Source organism: Streptomyces sp. NPDC086554, assembly GCF_040686095.1.
GTDB lineage: Bacteria > Actinomycetota > Actinomycetes > Streptomycetales > Streptomycetaceae > Streptomyces.
This window is the reverse complement of the sequence record NZ_JBFBJK010000027.1, coordinates 73,439-90,779: the sequence shown is the minus strand read 5'-3', so window position 1 is coordinate 90,779 and position 17,341 is coordinate 73,439. Positions and strand designations below refer to the sequence as shown.

14 protein-coding genes are annotated in these 17,341 nt (G+C 71.0%); all 14 read left to right on the top strand.

The window, feature by feature from the left end:
• Positions 1 to 5 precede the first annotated feature (5 nt).
• Genes AB0O76_RS35055 through rfbC form a run of 14 tightly spaced genes read left to right on the top strand, consistent with a single transcriptional unit; the run spans position 6 to position 17,331 of the window.
• On the top strand, positions 6 to 2,192 hold the full coding sequence (locus AB0O76_RS35055) for a bi-domain-containing oxidoreductase (RefSeq protein ID WP_365499923.1): 2,187 nt from the start codon (positions 6 to 8) through the stop codon (positions 2,190 to 2,192).
• Positions 2,189 to 4,183 (top strand): alginate lyase family protein, encoded by a 1,995-nt coding sequence (locus AB0O76_RS35050; protein WP_365499920.1) that lies wholly within the window; start codon positions 2,189 to 2,191, stop codon positions 4,181 to 4,183. The genes AB0O76_RS35055 and AB0O76_RS35050 overlap by 4 nt, the downstream gene beginning before the upstream one ends.
• A gap of 9 nt (positions 4,184 to 4,192) precedes the next feature.
• Positions 4,193 to 5,731 carry a right-handed parallel beta-helix repeat-containing protein gene (locus AB0O76_RS35045; protein WP_365499917.1) on the top strand — a complete coding sequence of 513 codons (1,539 nt, stop codon included), beginning with the start codon at positions 4,193 to 4,195 and terminating at the stop codon, positions 5,729 to 5,731.
• 1 nt (position 5,732) lies between these two features.
• A complete protein-coding gene (locus AB0O76_RS35040; protein WP_365499914.1) occupies positions 5,733 to 7,043 on the top strand; it encodes an O-antigen ligase domain-containing protein in 1,311 nt (436 codons plus the stop codon).
• An 8-nt stretch (positions 7,044 to 7,051) separates the two neighbouring features.
• Complete coding sequence (locus AB0O76_RS35035) at positions 7,052 to 8,293, top strand: glycosyltransferase (protein ID WP_365499999.1); 1,242 nt, start codon at positions 7,052 to 7,054, stop codon at positions 8,291 to 8,293.
• Positions 8,294 to 9,538, top strand: a complete 1,245-nt coding sequence (locus AB0O76_RS35030) for a class I SAM-dependent methyltransferase (RefSeq protein WP_365499911.1) — start codon at positions 8,294 to 8,296, stop codon at positions 9,536 to 9,538.
• 11 nt (positions 9,539 to 9,549) lie between these two features.
• Positions 9,550 to 10,344 (top strand): glucose-1-phosphate cytidylyltransferase, encoded by a 795-nt coding sequence (locus AB0O76_RS35025; RefSeq protein WP_365499908.1) that lies wholly within the window; start codon positions 9,550 to 9,552, stop codon positions 10,342 to 10,344.
• A complete protein-coding gene (locus AB0O76_RS35020; protein WP_365499905.1) occupies positions 10,341 to 11,018 on the top strand; it encodes a PIG-L deacetylase family protein in 678 nt (225 codons plus the stop codon). Before AB0O76_RS35025 ends, AB0O76_RS35020 begins: the two co-directional genes overlap by 4 nt.
• A gap of 3 nt (positions 11,019 to 11,021) precedes the next feature.
• Positions 11,022 to 12,047 carry an SDR family oxidoreductase gene (locus AB0O76_RS35015; RefSeq protein ID WP_365499902.1) on the top strand — a complete coding sequence of 342 codons (1,026 nt, stop codon included), beginning with the start codon at positions 11,022 to 11,024 and terminating at the stop codon, positions 12,045 to 12,047.
• Entirely contained in the window at positions 12,044 to 13,318 is a 1,275-nt protein-coding gene (locus tag AB0O76_RS35010) for a DUF4910 domain-containing protein (RefSeq protein WP_365499899.1), read from the top strand. Before AB0O76_RS35015 ends, AB0O76_RS35010 begins: the two co-directional genes overlap by 4 nt.
• A gap of 5 nt (positions 13,319 to 13,323) precedes the next feature.
• On the top strand, positions 13,324 to 14,631 hold the full coding sequence (locus AB0O76_RS35005) for a hypothetical protein (protein WP_365499896.1): 1,308 nt from the start codon (positions 13,324 to 13,326) through the stop codon (positions 14,629 to 14,631).
• Positions 14,628 to 15,581: a glycosyltransferase family 2 protein gene (locus tag AB0O76_RS35000; RefSeq protein WP_365499893.1), complete on the top strand. Its 954-nt coding sequence runs from the start codon at positions 14,628 to 14,630 to the stop codon at positions 15,579 to 15,581. Before AB0O76_RS35005 ends, AB0O76_RS35000 begins: the two co-directional genes overlap by 4 nt.
• Entirely contained in the window at positions 15,578 to 16,789 is a 1,212-nt protein-coding gene (locus AB0O76_RS34995) for a polysaccharide pyruvyl transferase family protein (RefSeq protein WP_365499890.1), read from the top strand. The genes AB0O76_RS35000 and AB0O76_RS34995 overlap by 4 nt, the downstream gene beginning before the upstream one ends.
• Entirely contained in the window at positions 16,786 to 17,331 is a 546-nt protein-coding gene (gene rfbC, locus AB0O76_RS34990) for a dTDP-4-dehydrorhamnose 3,5-epimerase (protein WP_365499887.1), read from the top strand. Before AB0O76_RS34995 ends, rfbC begins: the two co-directional genes overlap by 4 nt.
• Positions 17,332 to 17,341: the final 10 nt, after the last annotated feature.

The following is a 17,341-nucleotide window of genomic DNA, read 5'->3' as shown; positions in this document are numbered from 1 at the left end:
TTCGGGTGAAGCAGGTTGTACAGAACTACAAGAGCGGCGAGCTGGCGGTGCTTGACGTGCCGGTGCCGGGGTGCAAGCCGGGCGGTGTCCTTGTCCGCAGCGCCTTCTCGCTGATCTCCACCGGGACCGAGCTCATGAAGGTGTCCGAGGCCGGCATGTCGATGCTCGGCAAGGCCCGCTCCCGTCCTGACCAGGTCGCCAAGGTCGTGCAGAGCGTCGCCACCAACGGGGTTCCCGCCACCTATCGCAAGGTGATGGGCAAGCTGGACTCCTACACGCCGCTCGGCTACTCGCTGTGCGGGATGGTCGAGCAGGTCGGCGCCGGGATCGACGACGTCAAGGTCGGCGACCTCGTGGCCTGCGCCGGCAATGAGCACGCGCTGCACGCCGAGCTGAACTGGGTGCCGAAGAACCTCTACACCCCGGTGCCGGACGGCCTCGCGCCGCGGCACGCCGCCTTCGGCACCGTCGGGTCGATCGCGCTGCAGGGCGTCCGCCAGGGCGAGTCACAGCTCGGCGAGGTGGCGCTCGTCATCGGCCTCGGACTGATCGGCCAGCTGGTGGTGCAGCTTCTCACCGCCTCGGGAGTCCGCGTCGTCGGGGCCGACCCCGACCCGGTGCGCTGCGAGCTGGCCGAGCGCCTGGGCGCCGCGGCCTGCGGCGATCCCGCGTCCGCGGGTGTGGAAGCCGCCGTCTCCGACCTCACCGGTGGTCACGGCGTGGACCAGGTGTACCTGGCCGCGGGCGGCGGGACCAACCAGCCCGTCGAGCTGGCCGCCCGGCTGAGCCGGGACCGCGGCCGGGTCGTCGACATCGGCAAGTGCCGCCTGGACCTGCCCTGGAACGCGTACTACGAGAAGGAACTGGACGTGCGGTTCTCCCGCTCGTACGGCCCCGGGCGCTACGACCCGGAGTACGAGCTGGAGGGGCGCGACTACCCGATCGGCTACGTGCGCTGGACCGAGCGCCGCAACCTGGCGTGCTTCCTCGACCTCCTCGCCCGCGGCGGCGTCGACGTCGAGCCCCTGATCTCCCACGTCGCCGACTTCGAGGACGCCGTCGAGACGTACCAGAGCCTGAAGGACGGCGAGTTGAAGGCCGTGGCCGTGCTGTTCCGGTACCCCGAACAGGCCGTGGAGGCCGAGGCTCCGGCGGTGGACGTGCCCGCGGTGACGGTGAAGCCGAATCCGGTACGGGCCGCGAAGTCGCCGGTGCGCCTCGCGTTCGTCGGCGCGGGAAACTACGCGACGTCGATGCTGCTGCCGCACCTGACACAGCGCGAGGGTGTCGAGTTGTCGACCGTCGTCACCACGACGGCGCTGTCCGCGGCCAACGCCAAGCGGAAGTTCGGCTTCGCCGAGGCGACCACCGACCTCGACGCCGTGCTCGGCGACAAGTCCATCGACGCGGTGTTCGTGGTCACCCGGCACAGCTCGCACGCCGAACTGACCCGGCAGGCACTCCTCGCCGGCAAGGCGGTGTTCGTGGAGAAGCCCCTGGCCCTCACCGAGGACGAGCTGACCGGTGTGCTCGCGGCGGTGGAGGAGTCCGGCAACGACCGGCTGCAGGTGGGCTTCAACCGCCGGTTCGCGCCGCTGCTTCAGGAGGCCCGGCAGCGGTTCGGCGCCCGGACCGGTCCTGCGAGCCTGCGCTACCTGGTCAACGCGGGCAGGCTGCAGCAGGGCAGCTGGTACCTCCAACAGGGCACCGAGGGCTCGCGGTTCGCCGGTGAGGGCGGGCACTTCATCGACACGGCGAGCTGGCTGCTCGACGCCGATCCGGTCTCGGTGTACGCGGTTGCCGCGTCCGGCAACGAGGACCTGCAGGTCGTCCTTGGCTACCCGGACGGGTCCACCGCCACCATCAGCTACGTCACCACCGGCGCGCCGGGCTTCCCCAAGGAGACGCTTGACCTCGTCGCGGACGGCAAGGTGCTGCGGCTCGACGACTTCGTACGCGCATCGCTGTATTTCGAAGGCACGGTCGGCCGTAAGAAGTGGGTCAGTTCGCGGCTGCCGAAGGCCCGGGACAAGGGCCAGAACGCAGAGCTGGCCGCGTTCGTCAAGGCCGTGCGGAGCGGCGGACCGATGCCGGTGCCGCTGGAGTCGCTCGTCGCCACCACGGCGGCCACCCTCGCCGTGCAGGCCGGCCTGGCGGGCGGCGCGCCGGTGACGTTGGCGAGGGCGCGATGACTGTGAACTCGGGGAGTCCGGACTGGTACCTGCGACGCCTTTCCCGGATGGGACCGCGGGAGGTCGTCGGCCGGGTGGGCGACGCGGTGCGCAGACGGCGGTGGCGATCGGCGCGGCCGGACTGCCCGAGGGTGACCGACGCCCGGTTCACTGCGGTCCTGCCCGCCGGGACGATCGCCGCCATAGCTCCGGACGCCGCGAAACGTCTCTTGGCCGAGGCGGACCGGCTGATGTACGGGCACGTCGAGTACTTCGGGGTGGTCCGCGACGACCTGGTCCACCCGGACTGGTGGTCCGACCCGAAGACCGGGCGCCGGGCTCCGTGGGGCTACGCCTTCGACGTGCCGTACCGGAACGAGGACGCGGTCGGGGACATCAAGCAGATCTGGGAGCTGTCCCGGCATCAGTACCTCACCGTGCTCGCCGCCGCCTACGCGATCACCGGCAACGAGCGGTACGCCGAGCGCGTGGCCGAGCACCTGCGGTCGTGGTGGGCGGCCAACGCGCCACTGCGCGGAGTGCACTGGATCAGCGGCATCGAGCTGGGCATCCGACTCCTTTCCTGGGTGTGGATCCGCCGGCTGCTCGACGGCTGGCCGGGCGCCGTCGGCCTCTTCGAGGGCAACCCGGTGGCGCTGAACCAGATCTGGCACCACCAGCGCTGGCTTGCCGCCTTCCCCAGCCGGGGCTCTTCGGCGAACAACCACGTCATCGCCGAAGCCGCCGGGCAGTTCGCAGCGGCCTGCGCGTTCGCGTGGTTCCCCTCATCGGCACGCTGGCGAACCGGCGCGCTGCGGTCCCTTGAGCGGCATCTGCGCGGCAACACCTTCGACTCCGGCCTCAACCGCGAGTTGGCCACCGAGTATCACGGCCTCGTCCTCGAGCTCGGCCTGGCCGCGGTGGCCGAGGCGGATGCCGCCGGTGTGCCGGTCCCCGCGTCGATCCGGCTTGTGCTGCTGCGGATGACCGACGCGCTCGCGGCCGTCGTGGACAACCGGTTACGGCCGCCGCGCCAGGGGGACGCGGACGACGGGCACGGTCTGGTCGTGGACGGCAGGGGCACCGACCGCTGGGCCTCGCTCCTCGCCACCGGGGACGCCGTGTTCGGGCGGCTCGCCTGGTGGCCGGGAGTGACGGGCACCGATGCTCGTACGCCGCTCCTCGCCGCGCTCATCAAGCCGTACTCGAAGAATGGCACGTCACCGGCCGTGCCCCGCCCGGCAAGCCGACCGGACCACTTCGCCGACGCGGGGCTCACGATCCTGCGCGGTCCTGCGGAGATCTGGTGCCGCTGCGACGCCGGCCCGCACGGCTTCCTGTCCATCGCCGCGCACGCCCACGCGGACGCGCTGTCCGTGGAGGTGCGGCACGACGGCGTCGACGTGCTCGCCGACCCGGGAACGTACTGCTACCACGGGCAGCCCCTGTGGCGGCAGTACTTCCGGTCGACCATCGGCCACAACACCCTGCAGCTGGACGGCCGTGACCAGTCCGTCTCAGGCGGCCCGTTCCTGTGGACCCGGCATGCCCGCACCCGCGTCCTGGCCGCGGACACATCCGACGCCTCCGACGCCTCCGACGGGGGGACGGCCCGCTGGTGTGCCGAGCACGACGGCTACCAGCCCTCCGCGCACCGCCGCCGGGTGGAACTGACCGCCGCGACACAGGAGTTGCGGGTGGTCGACGAGGTGCGCGGGCCACTCCGGGACGTACGTCTGGCGTTCCACCTCGGCCCGGCGATCGCCGCGGACCTGGTGGGGAACCGGGCCCTGCTCACCTGGATCCGGGACGGCGAGGGCCGCTCCGCGGTGCTCGACCTGCCCGGACAGCTGAGCTGGCGCGCGCATCGCGGCGAGACCGACCCGCCGCTCGGCTGGTACTCCGCAGGATTCGGGCGCAAGGAACCCGCCACCACGCTGGTCGGTACCGGATGCGCCGACGGCGCTGCGTTGTCGGGGGAGTTCACCACCGTGCTCAGGTTCCGTGGCTAGGAAGGACGTGTGGGGATGAAGTGGCGGAACCTGGCGAGCTCGTCGGCACCGCTTGCGCTGGTCGTGCTGGCGGCGACCGGCTGTACGAGCACGTCGGACGCCGGGGCGAAGCCGACCGATCCGCCCTCCGCGTCCAAGGCGCCCGCCAAGCCCGTGGCCAGGGTGTGCGCCAAGCCCGCGGCCGGTCCCGCGAAGGCGCCGGCGGGTGCGGTGACGGTCGACCCCAAGGTGGTCGGCGACCTGGCCGAGAAGACCAAGAGCAGTCCCGCGGGCACCACATTCTGGCTTCGACCGGGCAAGCACCGGCTCGAGCCGGACCGCTACGCCCAGGTCATGACCAAGAAGGGGAACCGCTACATCGGCGCGCCGGGCGCGGTGCTCGACGGCGGGAAGAAGAACAACTACGCGTTCAGCGGCACCGCCCGCGACGTCACCATCCGCCACCTGACCGTGCAGCGCTTCGTCGCGCCGCCCGACGAGGGCGTGGTCAACCACGACATGGCCGACGGGTGGGTGATCGAGCACGCGAAGATCCAGTACAACTCCGGCGCCGGGCTGATGGCCGGTGCCCGCCAGAAGGTCCGCGCCAGCTGTCTGCGCGACAACGGGCAGTACGGAATGAACGCCTACAAGACCGGCGACTCGATCCGCGGCCTGGTGGTCGAGGGCAACGAGATCGTGGGCAACAACACCGGCGACTGGGAGCGGAAGCGGCCGGGCTGCGGCTGCACCGGAGGCATCAAGTTCTGGGCCGTCAACGGCGCCGAGATACGCGGCAATTGGGTGCACGACAACCGCGGCGCCGGGCTGTGGGCGGACAACAACAACAACGACTTCCGCATCGAGGGCAACCTCCTTGAGGCCAACGACGGTGCCGCGCTGATGTACGAGACCAGCTACAACGCGGTCATCCGCAACAACACGATCCGGCGGAACAACTGGGTCGAGGGCCGCAGGTCCGCCGAACGCGACGACCCCTTCCCGTACGCGACCGTCTACGTGTCCGAGTCCGGCGGCGAACCACGGATCAAAGCCCGCACGGACAAGATCGAGATCTACCGGAACGTACTGGAGAACAACTGGAACGGCATCACCCTGTGGGAGAACGCCGACCGGTTCTGCAACAGCCCGGCCAACACCTCCACCGGTTACTGCACGTTGCTGGTGAAGGACACCAAGCGCTGTGCGAAACCGGCGATCACCAAGGGGCCGCTCTACGCCGACTGCCGGTGGAAGACCCAGCGGGTGGACATCCACGACAACCGCTTCCTCCTCGACCCGCAGGTCGTCAAGTGCAAGACCGAGTGCGGCCGCATGGCGGTGCTCTCCAACTACGGCACCTATCCGAAGTGGTCGCCGTACAAGGGCAAACGGGTGTCCGACGCAATCACCCACAAGCAGCACAACCGCTGGCACGACAACACCTACCGCGGACCGTGGAGCTTCGTCGCGGAGAACACGGACCAGAAGCTCGACTCCGGGCAGTGGCAGGACACGCCGTACCGGCAGGACTCCGGCAGCACCTACGCGCCACGAGCCGGTGGTTGAGATGGACGGGAACCTGAAGCGCGGCGTCCTGCAGGCCGGACCGGATACGGCAGGGACGCAGCCCGGCGCCGAACCGCGCCCCGCCGGCACGCCGAAGGCCGTCGGGATCGTCTGGGCGCTGCTCGCCCTCAACACCCTCGGCTCCGCCGGGGCGAAGACCATCCTTCCGCTGCCGCGCTCCCTCATCCAGATGGTCACCATGGGCGCGCTGGCCGCCGCGTTCGCGCTGGCGCTCGCGCTCAATCTCTGGCTGCGCATCCGGGCGAGCGCCTTCCTGTTCCTGCTCACCCTGCTCCTCGTGCCGAGCGTGATCTCCAGCGCGAACCTGGAGGTCGGGTTGGGCGCGCTGTTCCGCTGCGCCCGCCTGGCTCTCTTCGTCGGCACGCTGTGGCTGCTGAGCCGATGGTGGGACGGCAGCCTGACGTTCGTACGGCACCACATCCGGATGTACTTCGTGGCGCTCGGGACGGCGGCCGCCGGCCTGGTCATCTCACCCGGCGCGGCCATGCCCGAGCTCTACGGCGGTCGGCTCGTCGGCGCGTTGTGGCCGCTCACCCCGCCGCAGATCGGACAGTACGCAGCAGTGATCATCGGGCTCACCGTGCTGCTCGTACTGGGCCGCCGGACCACCAGGGGCAGCGCGGCCCTGGTCATCGTGCCGTCACTCGCCCTGCTCGCGTTGACGCATACCCGGACGGCCACGGTCGGCCTGCTCGTCGGGCTTGTGCTTGCGATCGGCTCGCTCGTCCTGACCAGCGCCGCCGCCCGCCGGTTCTTCGCCTGGGCGGTGGTGGTGTCCGCGGTGGCCGCCGTGGGGTTCGCCTCCGCGCTGGAGGCGTGGTTCCTGCGCGGGCAGAGCAAGGAGTACTTCACCAGCCTCACCGGCCGGGCCAAGGTCTGGGACGCCCTGCTCACAGAGCCCCGGAGCACCGCGGAGCAGGTGTTCGGCATGGGCCTCGGCGACAAGTCGTTCGGCGGGCTTCCGATCGACAACAGCTGGCTGGCCGTCTACAGCGAGCAGGGTCTGCTCGGCGTCACCCTTGTCGCGGCGATCATCGTCGTCGTTGCCGGCGTCGCGCTGCTGCGACCGCCGTCGCTGCCGAGGGCCTGCGCGATCTTCCTGATCAGCTACGTCGCGATCTCGTCGTACACCGAGGCAGGACTCGGCGACGCCTCGCCGTATCTGCTGCATCTGGCCTTGGCCGCCTCGCTCCTCGCGACACCTGCCGCGGCCACGCCCCTCACGACGGCCACGCCCTTTACGGCGCCCGCAGTCCCGCAACGGCGTATCCCGCGATGGGCCAGGAGGTGACCTTGAGCATGCATGTTCTCGTGGTGCACAACCGCTACTCCTCGTCTCAGCCGAGCGGGGAGAACGTCGTCGTCGACCAGGAAGTGGGGCTGCTGCGCGCGGCAGGCCACCGGGTCGAGGTGTTCGAGCGGCGCAGCGACGACATCGCGGGCCGGTCCATCCCCGGCAAGGTCGCGGTGCCGCTCCTCGTGCCGTGGAACCCGGCGGTCCGCAAGGAGCTCGCCGCTCAACTGCGCGCCGAGCGGCCGGACGTGGTGCACATCCACAACGTCTTCCCGCTCCTGTCGCCCGCGGTCCTCGCCGCCTGCGCCGACGTCGGCGTACCCGCCGTGGCCACGCTGCACAACTACACCCAGGTCTGCGCGCCCGGCACCCTGCACAGGGATGGCAAGGCGTGCACCGAGTGCGTCGGGTCGAAGACGTCGCTGCCCGCCGTCCGGCACGGCTGCTACCGGAACTCCCGCCTCGCGACGGTGCCGCTCGCCGTCAGCCTGTCGGTCAACCGGCGGCGGTGGTGGTCCGGCGTGGAGCGGTTCTTCTGCATCTCCGCGGCGCAGCGCGACGTCCTGGTGCGGTCCGGCATGCCGGCCGAACTCCTCGCGGTGAAGCACAACTTCGTGCCCGACCCCGGCGCCTGCCGAACGGGTGCCGGCGAGCATGTGCTCTTCCTCGGTCGGCTCGCGGAGGCCAAAGGCGTGCGGCTGCTGATGGCCGCGTGGGACGAGATCGCCGCGGCCGGCGGTGTGGGCGTGCCGCTCGTGCTCGCCGGCGCGGGGCCACTGGAGCGGGAGGTGACCGCCTGGGCGGCGGACCGGGACGACGTGCGCTACGTCGGTCTGCTCGACCCGGATGAGTGCCGGAAGGCCGTGGCACGTTCGGTCGCCGTGGTGGCTCCTTCGACGGCCCTGGAGACGTTCGGCCTGGTGGTCGCGGAGGCGATGGCGGCGGGGGTGCCGGCCGTCGCCGCCGGTCACGGCGCCTTCGTCGAACTCGTCGAGGACGGGGTGACCGGTCTTCTTCACCGGCCGGGCGAGCCCGCCTCGCTCGCGTCCTGCCTGCGCCGGATCACGGCCGAGCAGGACCGCAACCGGGAGATGGGCGAGGCGGCCCGGCGCCGTTACGAGCAGCGCTTCAGCCCGGCCGTCGGGCTCGAGCGCCTGGTGGCGGAGTACCGCACCGCGATCGCGGGTCGGCTGGAATCAACGGGTCGGACGGAACCAATGGGGGACGGAATCAATGGGGGGCAGTAAATGACACGATGCCGACTCTGCGGCTCGGCGACGCTGGCGAGCGTCGTCGATCTCGGGGCGACGCCACCGTGCGAGAGCTTTCTCGCCGCGGACCAACTGGACCTGCCGGAGCCCGCGTACCCGCTGCACCTGCGGGTCTGCACCGGCTGCTGGCTCGCGCAGATCCCGCCGCTGATCACGCCGGAGGAGACGTTCGAGGAGTACGCGTACTTCTCCTCGTACTCGACCTCCTGGGTGGAGCACGCGCGCACGTTCGTCGCCGACGCCGTACAGCGGGTGGGAATCGACACCGAAGGCTCCGACGCCTTCGTGGTCGAAGTGGCGAGCAACGACGGGTACTTGCTCAAGCACGTGGTGGACCGGGGGATCCGCTGCCTCGGCATCGAGCCGTCCGTGAACGTCGGCGCGGCCGCACGGGACGCGGGTGTGCCCACGCTCACGGAGTTCCTGTCCCCGGACATCGGCTCGGCCGTCCGCGCCGAGCACGGCCCGGCGGACCTGGTCGTGGCCAACAACGTGTACGCGCACATCCCCGACGTCGTCGGGTTCACCCAGGGGCTGCGCGCCCTGGTCGCCGACGACGGCTGGGTCTCCATCGAGGTGCAGCACCTGCTGACCCTGATCGAGGAGAACCAGTACGACACGATCTACCACGAGCACTTCCAGTACTACACGGTCGCGTCCGCGATCCGGGCGCTCGCCAGCGGCGGACTCGCGCTCGTGGACGTCGAGTTGCTGCCCACGCACGGCGGCTCCATCCGGCTCTGGGCCCGCCCGGTCGAGGTGGCCGGGGAGCAGTCCCCACAGGTCGCCGACGTGCTGGCCCGCGAGAAGGCCGCCGGTCTTCAGGAGCTGTCCGGGTACACCGAGTTCTCCGCCCGGGTGGCCAAGGTGCGCCGGGACCTCCTCAAGTTCCTCATCGAGGCGGCCGAGCGCGGCGAGACGGTCGTCGGCTACGGCGCCCCGGGCAAGGGCAACACCCTGCTCAACCACTGCGGCATCCGGCCCGACCTGCTCCCGTACACGGTCGACCGCAACCCCTACAAGCACGGCAGGTTCACCCCGGGCACCCGCATCCCGATCCTGTCGCCCGAGCAGATAGCCGCCGACCGACCGGACTACGTCCTTGTCCTCCCGTGGAACCTGCGGGCCGAGTTGGTCGAGCAGCTGTCGTTCGTGCACGACTGGGGCGGCCGGCTCGTCTTTCCCATCCCGGAACTGAGCATTGTCGAGGTCCCGTCTTGAAAGGGCACAGCATGAAGGTCGTTCTGTTCTGCGGCGGTTACGGGATGCGGATGCGCGACGGTGCCGCCGACGACATGCCCAAGCCGATGGCGATGGTCGGCCCGCGACCGCTGATCTGGCATGTCATGCGCTACTACGCGTACTTCGGGCACAAGGAGTTCATCCTGTGCCTCGGATACGGGGCACACCACATCAAGAACTTCTTCCTCAACTACGAGGAGACGGTGTCCAACGACTTCGTGCTGCGGGGCGGCCAGACCGAGCTGCTTTCCACCGACATCGCCGACTGGACCATTACGTTCGCGCAGACCGGCATCGAGTCACCGATCGGGGAACGCCTTCGCCGGGTGCGGCACCATCTGGACGGCGAGGAGATGTTCCTCGCCAACTACGCCGACGTGCTCACCGACGCCCCGCTGGACGAGATGATCGACCGCTTCGCCCTGCGTGACGCCGGTGCGTCGATGATGGTGGTGCCGCCCCAGTCCTCGTTCCACTGCGTCGACTTGGGCGAGGACGGCCTGGTGGGCGGCATCACCGCGGTGAGCGAACTGCCGCTGTGGGAGAACGGCGGCTACTTCGTGCTCCGCCAGGAGGTCTTCGACCACATACCGGAGAACGGGGACCTGGTCGCCGACGGATGCGCCCAACTGGCCAAGCAGGGACGGTTGGTGGCACACCAGCACCGTGGCTTCTGGAAGCCGACCGACACCGTGAAGGAGCGGGCCGCGCTCGACGCCGCCTACGCCCGGGGCGACCGCCCGTGGGCCGTGTGGGAACGGGACGACGCCGGGGTGAGCGCGTGATCCGGCTCGATGCCGGGCGCCTGGACCGGATCGTCGCGGTGGGTGCGCACTGCGACGACATCGCCATCGGCGCCGGCGGCACGCTCCTTGCGCTGTGCCTCGCGCGGCCGGGAATCCGCGTCGACGCCCTGGTGCTCTCCGGCGGTGGCAGCGAGCGCGAGCAGGAGGAGCGGGCCGCGCTCGCCGCCTTCTGCCCGGGCGCCGATCTGCGCCTCACCGTGCTCAAGCTGCCGGACGGCCGGATGCCCGTGCACTGGGACGAGGCCAAGGCGGCGGTCGAGGAACTGCGCGCGCAGACCGAGCCGGATCTGATCCTGGCCCCGCGCACCGACGACGCGCACCAGGATCACCGCGGCCTGGCGCAGCTGATACCCACCGCATTCCGTGACCACCTCGTTCTCGGCTACGAGATCGTCAAGTGGGACGGAGATCTCGGCCGTCCTTCGGCGTACCAGCCGCTGTCGCCGCAGATCGCCGAACAGAAGGTGCGGCTGCTGCAGGAGCACTACCCCTCGCAGCGGCACCGCCCCTGGTACGACCGCGAGGCCTTCCTCGGTCTCGCACGGATCCGCGGCATCGAATGCCACGCGCGCTACGCCGAGGCGTTCGCCGTCACCAAACTCACGCTCGACCTGGGCCCTTCCAATCTGGGCACCTTCCATCAGGGGGAATGAACCTTGCGCGTACTGCTCACCGGACACCAGGGATACCTGGGCACCGTGATGGCCCCGGTCCTCACGGCCGCCGGACACGAAGTCGTCGGCCTCGACGCCGGCCTGTTCGCCGACTGCATCCTCGGCCCGCCGCCCGTCGAACTGACGGGGCACCGGGTGGACCTGCGCGACGTCACGGCCGACCACGTGGCAGGGGTGGACGCCGTGATCCACCTGGCCGCGCTCTCCAACGACCCGCTGGGATCCCTCGCCCCGGAACTCACGTACGACATCAACCACCACGCGTCCGTACGCCTCGCCCAACTGGCCCGCGACGCAGGAGCGCGGCGCTTCCTGTACGCGTCGACTTGCTCGGTCTATGGCGCCGCCGGTGGTGCCGACCTGGTGAGCGAGGACGCCCCGCTGCGCCCGGTGACGCCGTACGCGGAGTCCAAGGTGCGGGTGGAGGACGACCTGCACGCCCTGGCCGACGGCGACTTCAGCCCGGTGTACATGCGCAACGCCACCGCGTTCGGCTACTCGCCCCGGCTGCGCGCCGACATCGTGCTCAACAACCTGGTGGGCCACGCGCTCCTGTCCGGCGAGGTGTTGGTGCTTTCCGACGGCACTCCCTGGCGCCCGCTGGTGCACGCCGCCGACATCGCACGGGCCTTCGCGGCCGCGCTGACCGCGCCGCGCGAAGCGGTGCACGACCGGGCGTTCAACATCGGCAGCGAGATCAACAACGTCACGGTCGCGGAGATCGCCGAGCAGGTCGCCGAGGCGGTGTCAGGATCGAAGGTCGTGATCACCGGGGAGACCGGTGCCGATCCGCGCTCGTACCGGGTGGACTTCTCCCGGTTCCGCGCCGCGATACCCGGCTTCGACTGCGAGTGGTCCGTGAAGCGTGGCGCGCTCGAACTCGCCGACGCCTACCGGAAGTTCGGACTGACCCGGGAGAACTTCGAGCAGCGCTTCACCCGTCTCGCCGTGCTGCGCGCGGCGTCCGAGGCCGGTGCCGTCGACGACACCCTGCGGTGGCGCCGATGAACAGACCGGGCGAGGAGATGTACACGCTGGTGGAGCGGTTGTACCCGCTCTGCCGGAGCATCACGGGCGACGGTGTGCGCGCCACCCTGGACATCGTCGGCGAATACATCCCGCTCCAGGTGCACGAGGTGCCGACCGGGACGCAGGTGCTCGACTGGACGGTGCCGCAGGAGTGGAACATCCGGGACGCGTACATCGCCGACAGCACCGGCCACCGGGTCGTCGACTTCGCCGCGTCCAGCCTGCACGTGCTCGGCTACAGCGTGCCGGTGTCGCGGACCATGCCGCTGTCCGAGCTGCGCGGACATCTGCACACTCTGCCGGAGCACCCCAACTGGGTGCCGTATCGCACCAGTTACTACAAGCGGGAATGGGGATTCTGCCTGGCCCAGGAAACCTTGGACGCGATGCCGGACGGCGAGTACGAGGTGCGGATCGACTCCACCATCGCGGACGGCCACCTCACGTACGCCGAGCACGTGATCCCCGGGCAGGTCCCCGACGAGGTGATCGTCTCCTGCCACGTCTGCCACCCGTCGCTGGCCAACGACAACCTGGCGGGAATCGCGGTGGCGACCCACCTCGCCCGGGCGCTGGCGGAGCAAACCCCGTACTACACCTACCGGTTCATCTACGCGCCCGGCACCATCGGGGCGATCACCTGGCTGGCCCGCAACGCGGAGCGGGTGGAACAGATCAAGCACGGGCTCGTCCTTGCCTGCGCGGGCGACCCGGGCCAACTCACGTACAAGCAGAGCAGGCGCGGCGACGCGGAGATCGACCGGGTGATGCGGCACGTGCTTGCCGCATCCGAACGCCCGCACCACGTCGCCGAGTTCACTCCGTACGGCTACGACGAGCGCCAGTTCTGCTCGCCCGGGTTCAACCTGGGCGTGGGCTCGCTCACCCGGACCCCGTACGCGGGCTACCCCGAGTACCACACCTCGGCGGACGACCTGGACTTCGTCTCCCCGGAGGCGATGGCCGACACCCTCTCCGTCTGCCGCGAGGCGTTCGCCGTCCTCGACCGCAACCGCCGCTACGTCAACCTCAGCCCTTACGGCGAACCGCAGTTGGGCCGACGGGGGTTGTACGACGCGCTCGGTGGTCGCAGCGATACCAAGCAGGCCCAGATGGCCATGCTCTGGGTGCTCAACCTCTCCGACGGCGAGCACAGTCTCCTTGACGTCGCCGAGCGGTCAGGGCTGCCGTTCGACACCGTCGCCGACGCGGCCGGAGCCCTGGGCGCCGCCGGGCTGATCAAGGCCTGACGCAGATGGCCACCGAGAGGGAGAATCCGACGACAACGGCGACACCGCCCGGATCCGCCAAGCGGGCGCTGGTCGGCCGGCTGTCCTGGGGCCTCGCCGACCAGGCGGCCTCCAGCATGAGCAACTTCGTGGTGGGCATCTACGTGGCCCGCTCGCTGGGGGTGACCGCGTTCGGCGTGTTCAGCCTCGCCTGGGTGACCTACGGCGTGGTGCTCAACGTCTCCCGCGGCCTTGCCACCGACCCGCTCGTGGTGCGCTTCAGCGGTGTGCCGGACGCGTCCTGGCACGCGGCGGTGGCCCGGTCGTCGGGTACCGCGCTCGGCGTCGGTGCCACCCTCGGCGCGGCGACCCTGATGGTCGGGCTTCCTCTCGGCGGCAGCGTCGGGCCCGCGTTCGCCTGCCTCGGCGTCGTACTGCCGGGGCTGCTCCTTCAGGACTCCTGGCGGTTCGCGTTCTTCGCCGCAGGCACCGGGCGGAAGGCGTTCGTCAACGACCTCGTGTGGGGCGTCGCGCTCGTCCCTGCCCTGGTGGTGGCGGCCCGCGTGGGCAGCGTGGAGGCCTTCGTGCTCGCCTGGGGCGCCTCCGCCGCGGTGGCCGCGGTGTACGGCTGCTTCCAGTCCGGCATCCGGCCCCAGTTGACCGGCGCGCGCGAGTGGCTTCGCGAGCACCGGGACCTCGGCTGCCGGTACCTGGTCGAGAACGTCAGCAACAGCGGCGCGAGCCAGCTGCGGGCGTACGGGCTCGGCGCGATCGTCGGAGTCGGCGCGGTGGGTGTGATCCGGGGCGCCGAGCTCCTGCTCGGCCCGTTCATGGCTGTGCTGATGGGGCTTTCCCTGGTCACCGTCGCGGAGGCGGCACGGGTACTGCGGCGGGCCCCGCACCGCCTCGGCGCGTTCTGCCTCCTGCTCGGCGGCGGGCAGGCCGCGGCCGCGCTGCTCTGGGGCGGGGCGCTGCTCCTTGTGCCGGACGCGGGCGGCGAGTTCGTGCTCGGCGGCGTCTGGAGCTCCGCATCGGAGCTCATCGTGCCGGTCACGCTCGGCGTCGCGGGCGCGGGACTCGGCACCGGCGCGGCAGCCGGGCTTCGCGCACTCGGCACGGCCCGGCGGAGCCTGCGCAGCCAACTGATCGCCTCCGCCTTCTACGTCACCGGCGGGCTCGGCGGCGCGGCCGTGGCCGGCACGGTCGGCTCGGCCTGGGGCGTCGCCGCCGCGACCCTCTGCGGCTCGGCCGTGTGGTGGCTGCAGCTAGGGACCGCCCTGCGCGAGCGCGGGGGCGGTCACCAGAACCCCATCCCCGAAGTGAGGACCTCATGACCGCGCACCTCAGGCTGAGCATCGGCCTGCCCGTCTACAACGGCGAGGAGTACCTCGCCGAGTCGCTCGACGCCCTGCTCGGCCAGACCTACGAGGACTTCGAGCTGGTCATCTCCGACAACGCCTCCACCGACGGAACCCAGGACATCTGCCGCAAGTACGCCGCGCGGGACTCACGTATCCGCTACATCCGGCTGACCCGGAACATCGGCGCCGCGCCGAACCACAACTACGTATTCACCGAGTGTCGGGGTGAGTTGTTCAAGTGGGCCTCGCACGACGACCTTTACGCTCGCGACCTGCTGCGGCGCTGCGTCGAGGCCCTGGACGAGCGGCCCGACGTGATCCTCGCGCACGCCGACCAGGCGGTCATCGACGAAGACGGGAAGGTGAAGGTCCCGTACGAGTACACGCTCGCCACTGGCTCGCCGCGCGCGCCGGAGCGCTTCCGCAGCATGCTGTTCGAGCCCGGCGGCGACGACTTCTACGGGGTGATGCGGGCCGACGTGCTGCGCCGGGTGAAGCCGCACGACAGCTACCACCACGCGGACCGCACGTTCGTCGCCGAGATCGGCCTGCACGGTCCCTTCCACCAGGTGCCGGAGCTGCTGTACTTCCGCCGCGACCACCCCACCCGCGCCGAGCGCGCGAACCCTTCGAAGCGCTCCCGGTGCGTCAACCTCGACCCGCGCCGGGCAGGCCTGCTGCACCCGACGCCGCGGCTGCTCGCCGAGTACGTCTGGGGCTTCGTCGCGGCGATCCGGCGGACGCCGTTGTCCGCGGCCGACCGGCGCGCGTGCTACCGCCACTTGGCGGCGTGGGCGACCAGCCGGGCCCGGCCGGGTGCGGGCGAGCGGGTGGAGGACCGGGCCCCGGTCGACCCGGCCAAGCTCACCGTCTCGGTCGACGAGCTCGTCGCGGGGCGTGCGGGCCGTGCGGGGCGGGCATGAGGGCGCGGACACGGGTGGGGGTGTTCGGCCTGCTCGGCTCCGGGAACCTCGGCAACGACGGGTCGCTCGAAGCCGTGCTCGGCTACCTCCGCGCCAAGCACCCGGAGGCGGTCGTGGACGCGCTGTGCGGCGGGCCCGAGGCCGTCGAGACCCGGTACGGGATCCCCGCGACGCGGCTGCACTGGTACCGCGGGGAGTACCGGACCGCGTCCCGTGCGGGCGCGATCGCGGGCAAGGGCCTGGGCAAACTCTTCGACGCCGTCCGCACCGCCGCCTGGGTGCGCCGGCACGACGTGGTGATCGTGCCGGGCATGGGAGTCCTGGAGGCCACGCTGCCGCTACGGCCGTGGGGCTTCCCGTACTCGCTGTTCCTGCTCTGCGCGAGTGGCCGGCTGATGCGCACCCGGGTCGCGCTGGTCGGCGTCGGCGCGGACGCGATCGGCGACCGGCCGACCCGGGCGTTGGTGCGTTGGTCGGCGCGGCTTGCCTCCTACCGCTCGTACCGGGACGCCCTGTCCCGCGACGCGATGCGGGCGATGGGCGTGAACACCGCACGCGACGAGGTCTACCCGGACCTCGCCTTCGCCCTGCCGACGCCGCCGTCGCGTACGCCCTCGGGTCCGCCGGGCGGCCCGGTCTGCGTCGGCGTCATGGACTACCACGGCGGCAACGACGACCGCGCCCGGGCCGAGGAGATCCACCGGCGCTACCTCGACGGGACAACTCGGTTCGTCCGCACGCTGGTTGAGGGCGGCAGGCCGGTCCGGCTGCTCACCGGCGACGCGTGCGATGCGCCGGTGGTCGCCGCGATCCTCGACGCGGTGGACTCGCCGCTGGTCACCGCCGCCGAGGCGGCCTCGCTCGCCGACCTGATGAAGGAGACGGCGGCTGCCGACACCGTGGTGGCGACCCGCTACCACAACCTGATCTGCGCGCTGAAGGCCGGCACACCGACGCTCGCCCTCAGCTATGCGGCGAAGAGCGACGCGCTCATGGCCCGGATGGGGCTGGAGGCGTACTGCCACCCGGCCCGCGAGGTCGACGCCGAGCGACTCCTTGAACAGTTCCGGGCGCTGGAGAAGCGGTCGGCTGAGCTGCGGCAGACCCTTGCCGAACGCAACGCGGTCGCGTCCCGGCAACTCAAGGACCAGTTCGCCGAGTTGACCGCGGTCCTGTTCCCGGCCCACGCCCTAGGGGAGGCCCCATGAAAGCAACCCAGGTCCCGGCGATCGACGGCGCGTACCTCTTCGAGCCGACACCGTACGCCGACGAACGCGGCTTCTTCTGCCGCACCTTCGACGCCGACGTGGTCCGCTCGGTCGGCCTCGACCCGCACGCCTTCATCCAGGACAGCGTGTCCCGCTCCGCACGGGGCGTGCTGCGCGGCCTGCACCTGCGCTCCGGCGCCGGCGAGGCCAAGCTGGTGCGGTGCTCGTACGGGAGGATCTTCGACGTCGTCGTGGACCTGCGGCCGGATTCGCCGACGTACCGCAACCGGGCCTTCTTCGAGCTGTCCGACGAGACGCAGAAGACCCTGTACATCCCGGCGGGCTGCGCGCATGGCTTCCAGGCGCTGACCGAGACCGCCGACACCTCGTACCGGATCGACCGCCCGCACGATCCGGCCGAGGACGTGACGATCGCCTTCGACGACCCGGAGCTCGCCATCGACTGGCCGCTGCCGGTCACATCGATGTCCCAGCGGGACCGGGAGGCGCCGAGCCTCGCCGAGATCCTCAAGCGGCCTTGAGCAGAAAGAG

What these genes read in the sequence shown, in the direction of transcription:
- AB0O76_RS35050 (WP_365499920.1), top strand. Translation starts at nt 2,189, where the DNA reads ATGACTGTGAACTCGGGGAGTCCGGACTGGTACCTGCGACGCCTTTCC.
- AB0O76_RS35010 (WP_365499899.1), top strand. Translation starts at nt 12,044, where the DNA reads ATGAACAGACCGGGCGAGGAGATGTACACGCTGGTGGAGCGGTTGTAC.
- AB0O76_RS34995 (WP_365499890.1), top strand. Translation starts at nt 15,578, where the DNA reads ATGAGGGCGCGGACACGGGTGGGGGTGTTCGGCCTGCTCGGCTCCGGG.
- AB0O76_RS35005 (WP_365499896.1), top strand. Translation starts at nt 13,324, where the DNA reads ATGGCCACCGAGAGGGAGAATCCGACGACAACGGCGACACCGCCCGGA.
- AB0O76_RS35040 (WP_365499914.1), top strand. Translation starts at nt 5,733, where the DNA reads ATGGACGGGAACCTGAAGCGCGGCGTCCTGCAGGCCGGACCGGATACG.
- AB0O76_RS35035 (WP_365499999.1), top strand. Translation starts at nt 7,052, where the DNA reads ATGCATGTTCTCGTGGTGCACAACCGCTACTCCTCGTCTCAGCCGAGC.
- AB0O76_RS35000 (WP_365499893.1), top strand. Translation starts at nt 14,628, where the DNA reads ATGACCGCGCACCTCAGGCTGAGCATCGGCCTGCCCGTCTACAACGGC.
- rfbC (WP_365499887.1), top strand. Translation starts at nt 16,786, where the DNA reads ATGAAAGCAACCCAGGTCCCGGCGATCGACGGCGCGTACCTCTTCGAG.
- AB0O76_RS35025 (WP_365499908.1), top strand. Translation starts at nt 9,550, where the DNA reads ATGAAGGTCGTTCTGTTCTGCGGCGGTTACGGGATGCGGATGCGCGAC.
- AB0O76_RS35030 (WP_365499911.1), top strand. Translation starts at nt 8,294, where the DNA reads ATGACACGATGCCGACTCTGCGGCTCGGCGACGCTGGCGAGCGTCGTC.